Annotated in this window: 7 protein-coding genes; 4 read left to right on the plus strand and 3 right to left on the minus strand. The window is 62.9% G+C overall.

The window, feature by feature from the left end:
• The coding region (locus ABS88_RS23095) for a hypothetical protein (protein WP_286750711.1) at positions 1-307 on the plus strand (307 nt) is incomplete at its 5' end.
• A 159-nt stretch (positions 308-466) separates the two neighbouring features.
• Here ABS88_RS23095 and ABS88_RS23100 read toward each other — a convergent pair.
• A complete protein-coding gene (locus ABS88_RS23100; RefSeq protein ID WP_058811283.1) occupies positions 467-2,560 on the minus strand; it encodes a RelA/SpoT family protein in 2,094 nt (697 codons plus the stop codon).
• Between the two features lie 142 nt (positions 2,561-2,702).
• Positions 2,703-3,038, minus strand: coding sequence for a CC_3452 family protein (locus ABS88_RS23105; protein WP_286750712.1), 336 nt, complete (start codon positions 3,036-3,038; stop codon positions 2,703-2,705).
• 123 nt (positions 3,039-3,161) lie between these two features.
• On the opposite strand from ABS88_RS23105, the gene ABS88_RS23110 reads away from it, so the two are divergent.
• The 3 genes from ABS88_RS23110 to ABS88_RS23120 are packed head-to-tail and all read left to right on the plus strand — an operon-like array spanning position 3,162 to position 5,668.
• The gene (locus tag ABS88_RS23110) at positions 3,162-3,671 is read left to right on the plus strand and encodes a winged helix-turn-helix transcriptional regulator (RefSeq protein ID WP_003046553.1); all 510 of its coding nucleotides are present in this window, start codon (positions 3,162-3,164) and stop codon (positions 3,669-3,671) included.
• A 48-nt stretch (positions 3,672-3,719) separates the two neighbouring features.
• A complete protein-coding gene (locus tag ABS88_RS23115) occupies positions 3,720-4,865 on the plus strand; it encodes a sensor histidine kinase (RefSeq protein ID WP_058811037.1) in 1,146 nt (381 codons plus the stop codon).
• Positions 4,862-5,668, plus strand: a complete 807-nt coding sequence (locus tag ABS88_RS23120; RefSeq protein ID WP_003046549.1) for a LytR/AlgR family response regulator transcription factor — start codon at positions 4,862-4,864, stop codon at positions 5,666-5,668. Before ABS88_RS23115 ends, ABS88_RS23120 begins: the two co-directional genes overlap by 4 nt.
• Before the next feature lie 106 nt (positions 5,669-5,774).
• On the opposite strand, the gene ABS88_RS23125 is transcribed toward ABS88_RS23120, so the two are convergent.
• Positions 5,775-6,048: GTP cyclohydrolase II (locus tag ABS88_RS23125; protein WP_502686182.1), on the minus strand; the 274-nt coding region annotated here is incomplete at its 5' end.

Below are 6,048 nucleotides of genomic sequence, written 5' to 3' on the forward strand. Positions count from 1 at the left end.
CAAGGTGCTTCAGCTTACCAGTCCGGACAATCCCGGCCTCTATGGCTTCTCGCCCGCGCCGACCCCCGAACTGATCGCCTGGGCCAAAACTCCGTCGCCGGCGCTCGCTCTGTCGAAGGGGCTCGACCGCGACCGGGCGGTCGACGAAACGGGGGGGCAGATGGCGGTGTTCGGCCGCGTGGGATCGCGCCCCTTCACCCGGCCCGAAATGGAGAAGCTGTTCCTGAACAGCAAGGGGCTGGTCTACAAGGTCAGCGACACCGTCGATCAGGCGGCGTGGCGACCGCCGCTGGCCTACCCGAACTGAAGGCGAAGGCAGCTAGGCCGGCTTACCTTGCATCGTCATCCCGGACTTGATCCGGGATCCATTCTTTCAACGCCGGATGAATGGATCCCGGATCAAGTCCGGGATGACGAAAGTTGGAAAATGGCTGTTCCCTACCCCTAAGCTGCCTGAGTTGATCGCCTAGAGTCGCTCCGCCTGCACGACGCTGTCCGACGCGCGGAGCGCGGACAGGATACGCATCACATGCTGAACGTCGCGCACCTCGACGACGACGTCATAGGTGTGGAAATCGCCCTCGCGGTTCGACAGCCGCAGATTGGTGATATTCGCCGAATTGGCGGCGAGGATGCCCGACATTTCGGCGAGCGTGCCGGTTTCGTTGAGGATGACGACGCACAGCCGCGCATTGCCGCCCTCGCTGTCCTCCTGCCACCTCAGGTCGATCCAGTCGGCGTCGATCCCGTCGGCCAGGCTGGGGCAATCGATCACATGCACCTCGATCCCCTCGCCGGGCCGCGCGAGGCCGACGATGCGGTCGCCGGGAACGGGGTGGCAGCAGTCGGCAAGCTTGTAGGCAACGCCAGGGGTCAGTCCCTCGATCGACACCGCAGCGCCCTGGCGCAGCTTGCCCGGCTTCGATTTCATCTCGGCGGTGATGCCGGGGACGAGCGCTTCGAGGATCTGGTCGTCGGACAATCGCCGCCGCGCGATCGCGACATAGAGCGCGCTGTCATCCTCGAGCTTCAGCCGCTCGCGCGCGGCGGCGCGCGCCTTGTCGCCGACCTTGTTGGGCAGGCGGCGGGCGATCTCGTCGTACATCTTGCGACCAAGGGCGGCGAGTTCGACCTTTTCCTTCGACCGGACATGGCGGCGGATCGCGGCGCGCGCCTTGCCCGTCACCGCAAAGCCCAGCCACGCGGGCTGCGGCGTCTGCTTTTCCGACGACAATATCTCGACGGTATCGCCGTTGACGAGCTGGGTGCGCAGCGGCACGAGCCGGCCGTTGACCTTGGCACCGACGGTGCGGTCGCCGAGCCCGGTGTGGACGGCATAAGCGAAATCAACCGGCGTCGCGCCCTTGGGAAGCTGGAACAGGCTGCCCTTCGGCGTGAAGGCGAAGATGCGGTCCTGATACATTGCAATGCGCGTATTTTCGAGCAGTTCGTCAGGATCGTGCGTCTGGTCCAGGATTTCGAGCAGGTCGCGAATCCACCCCGCCTGTCCGTCGGGTGAGCCGCCGCCCTGCTTGTAGGCCCAGTGCGCGGCAAAGCCGAATTCGGACTGCTGGTGCATCGCCTCGCTGCGGATCTGGATTTCGATCCGCATATTTTCATTGTGCATGATCGTCGTGTGCAGCGACTTGTAGCCGTTGCGCTTGGGGGTCGAGATATAATCCTTGAAGCGGCCGGGGACCATTTTCCACTTGCGGTGAAAGACGCCAAGCGCGGCATAGCAGTCGGCATCGCTGCGCGTGATGACGCGAAAGGCGATGATGTCGGTGACCTGTTCGAAGCTGACGTGGCGTTCCTGCATCTTGCGCCAGATCGAATAGGGATGCTTTTCGCGCCCCGACACGTCCGCCTCGATCCCGCTTTTCGCAAGCAGTTCCTTGAACTCGCGGCTGATCCCGGCGACCTTGTCCTTGCCGCCCGCGGTCAGTTTGGCGAGCCGGCCGGTGATCGTCGCATAGGCCTCGGGCTCGAGCTCGCGAAAGGCCAGAAGCTGCATTTCGCGCATATATTCATACATACCGATCCGCTCGGCGAGCGGGGCATAGATGTCCATCGTCTCCTTGGCGATGCGGCGCCTTTTGTCCGGATTCTTGATGAAATGCAGCGTGCGCATATTGTGCAGCCGGTCGGCGAGCTTGACGAGCAGCACGCGGATATCGTCGGACATGGCTAGCAGGAATTTGCGCAGATTTTCGGCGGCGCGCTCATTCTCGGTCTGCGCCTCGATCTTGCTGAGCTTGGTGACGCCGTCGACCAGCCGCCCGACGTCGGCGCCGAACAGCCGCTCGATCTCTTCGGGCGTGGTCAGCGTGTCTTCCAGCGTGTCGTGGAGCAGCGCGGTGACGATCGTCTCGCTGTCGAGATGCAGGTCGGTCAGGATGCCCGCGACCTCGACCGGATGGCTGAAATAGGGGTCGCCCGACGCGCGCTTCTGGCTCCCGTGCTTCTGTACGGTGAAGACATAGGCGCGGTTCAGCAGCGCCTCGTCGACGTCGGGATCATAAGCGCGCACGCGCTCGACAAGTTCATACTGCCTCAGCATCGCATCCAATGTCGTTCATGCGAGGCCAATTGCAATATATTTGTATCGGTGGAGCAGCGAAGCCGCAGGCTTCGCCAAGGTAAGAAAAGGGCCGCGCGGAGCAGAGGGGAGAGCCGGCGCGGCCCTTCTTGCGGGCGAAGGGTCAGCCTTCGCCGTTGCAGCGCGCGAGGTCGGCGTCCTCGAGCGGCTTGCCATCGACGGTAAAGCTCGTAACGCGGCCGGCCTTCTTGGCGAGCGCGGCGCACATCATCAGCGGGCGGCTGGTGCCACGGCCTGCCGTGCAGGTCGTGCCCTCACAGACCCAGACGACATCGCGGGCGACGAAGCGCGCGGTCTTCGCCGCGTCGGCCAGTTCGGCGCGATAGAAAGGGCCGCCAGCGGCGGCGGCGGGAACAGCGGGGAGCGCCGCGGCGCCGATCGACAGCGCGCCCGCCAGGGCGAGTATCGGGGTGCCGGGGGAAAGCCGGAAATGGAACATGGGAGCCTCCTTTTTTTGACAACCGGAAGGTTGCGCTTCGCGATCTGGTGCGTCCGTTGCGAAATGCAACCGAGGCCCTATATTTTTTTGGCACGGCGGCGATTTTACGTTAGGGCATGGCCTATGGGAAAATTACGCGAAAAACTGAACGATCTTGATGGGGGCAATTGCGCCTTGCCGCTCGCGCTCGAGGCGATGGGCGAACGATGGTCCTTCATGATCCTTCGCGCCGCTTTCAACGGTGTCCACCATTTCGAGGAGTTCCAGCAGGAGCTCAATATCGCGCGCAACATCCTGTCGAACCGGCTGTCGAAGCTGGTCGATCATGGCATCATGGCGCGCGAAGTGATGGCGGAGGATCGCCGCAAGGTTCTGTACCAGCTTACCCAGAAGGGCGTCGAACTGCTGCCCGCGATGATCGCGCTGCGCCAGTGGGGCGAAAAATGGGGGGCGGGGGTTCCCTCGACCCCGGTGCTCGTCGATTCGCATGACGAACAGCCGATCGGCCCGGTGACGATCACCGCGCACGACGGCCGGCCGCTCGAATATGGCGAGCTTGTCTGGAAACATCGTTCGGAACTCCAGCCGCTCGGCCAGGCGCGCGTGCGGATGGCACCGGTCGCGGCCGAATGATCCCCACTTTGCGGACGACGCGCTCGTCCCCTGATTTCGGCGGCTGACATGGCAAGCCAGACTTCCCCGATTCCGTTGTTCGGCTTTTCTTCGCCCGGGCCGTTTTTCGGGAACAAGGTCCGCGCCTTCTGGAATCTCCAGATCCTCGGCTGGCTCGGCTGGTTCGGGCTGCGCGTCGTGTCGGGGCTGGCGGGCGGCCAATCCTTCGATTTCCTTGTCCTTGTCGTCGTTTCGGCGGTTACGGGTTTTTCGCTGACGCTGCTGCTTTCGGTTTGCTACCGCGCGCTGATCAACCGCCGCACGATCCTGATGTGGGGGGCAAGCTTCGGCCTCCTGGCCTTCGCCACCGCGGTCTGGGCCTTCATCGACGCCTGGCTGTTCCAGATTTTGAAGCCCGACAGCGAAACGAGCTTTACCGGCCTGCTGCTGGTGTCGATCTATATCGACGCGACGACGCTCGCGGCCTGGTCGGCGCTCTATTTCGCGATCAACTATTTCCTGCAGCTCGAGGAACAGAATGACCGCGTGCTGCGGCTCGAGGCGCAGGCCGCGTCGGCGCAGCTCGCGATGCTGCGCTACCAGCTCAACCCGCACTTCCTGTTCAACACGCTCAACAGCATCTCGACCCTCGTCCTTCTGAAACAGACCGAGCCCGCCAATGCGATGCTGTCGCGCCTGTCGGCCTTTCTGCGCTACACGCTCGCCAACGAACCGACCGCACAGGTGACGCTGGCGCAGGAGGTCGAGACGCTGAAGCTCTACCTCGACATCGAGAAGATGCGTTTCGAGGACCGGCTGCGGCCGCATTTCCAGATTGATCCGGCGGCGCAGCGCGCGCGCCTGCCTTCGTTGCTGCTTCAGCCGCTGATCGAAAATGCGATCAAATATGCGGTGACACCGCAGGAAGAAGGAGCCGACATTACGCTGACGGCTCAGCTTGCCGGTCAAAATGTTCGGATTACCGTGTCCGACACCGGCACGGGATTGTCAGCCGATGGCGTCGACCCCACCACCGGGATTGCAACGGAATCGACCGGTGTGGGTTTAGCCAACATCAGGGACCGGCTGGCCCAGGCCTATGGCGACCAGCAACGGTTCGAGGTGCAATCGGGCACCGATGGCGGATTCACGGTGATTATCGAGATTCCGTTTCAGCCCGATGGACAAGCGACGATTGGAACCGAACGCACATGACGATCAGAACCATCCTGGTGGATGACGAGAAATTGGCGACCCAGGGCCTGCAACTGCGGCTTGAAGCGCATAGCGATGTCGAAGTCGTCGACACCGCGCAGAACGGCCGGGAGGCCATTCGCAAGATCAAGACGCACAAGCCCGACCTCGTCTTCCTTGATATCCAGATGCCCGGATTCGACGGTTTTTCGGTGATCCAGGGACTGATGGAAGTCGAGCCCCCGCTCGTCGTCTTCGTCACCGCCTATTCGGATCATGCGATCCGCGCCTTCGAGGCGCAGGCGGTCGATTATCTGGTGAAGCCCGTCGAGCCCGAGCGGCTCGCCGATGCGCTCGACCGCGTTCGCCAGCGCCTCGCCGAAAAGCGCGGCGTGGCCGAGGTTGAGCGGCTGAAAACGGTGCTTGCCGAAGTCGCGCCCGACGCGGTCGAGGAATATGATGCCGAAACGGCCGCCGATGCGCCCGCCGCCGACCGCTACGAAAAGATGATCAACATCAAGGATCGCGGCCAGATTTTCCGCGTCGATGTCGACAGCATCGAACGCATCGACGCTGCCGGCGACTATATGTGCATCTACACCGCCGACAATTCGCTGATCCTGCGCGAAACGATGAAGGATCTCGAAAAGCGGCTCGACCCGCGCAATTTCCAGCGCGTGCATCGCTCGACCATCGTCAACCTCAGCCAGGTGAAGCAGGTCAAGCCGCACACCAACGGCGAGTGTTTCCTCGTGCTCGGTTCGGGCGCGCAGGTGAAGGTCAGCCGCAGCTACCGCGACGTGGTCGCGCGTTTCGTGCACTAACCCAGCGACCCAAACATCGTCATTGCGAGCGTAGCGAAGCAATCCAGAGCGGTTTTGCCTGCTCTGGATTGCCGCGTCGCCTTCGGCTCCTCGCAATGACGATGTTTTACAATTGATGCCCCGTTCGGTCGCGCTTCGTCGCGAGATATTGCTCGTTATATTTGTTCGTCGGCAGCGCGAGCGGGATGCGTTCGACGACGTCGACGCCCTCCCTTTCCAGTCGCGCGACCTTTTCGGGATTGTTGGTCATCAGGCGGATGCGCGGGATGTTGAGCAGCGCGAGCATCTGGCCGGCGATCGCAAAATCGCGCGCCTCGACGGGGAAACCCAGCCGCAGATTGGCATCGACCGTATCATAGCCCTGATCCTGCAGCGCATAG

It is taken from the genome of Sphingopyxis sp. SCN 67-31 (assembly GCF_001725095.1).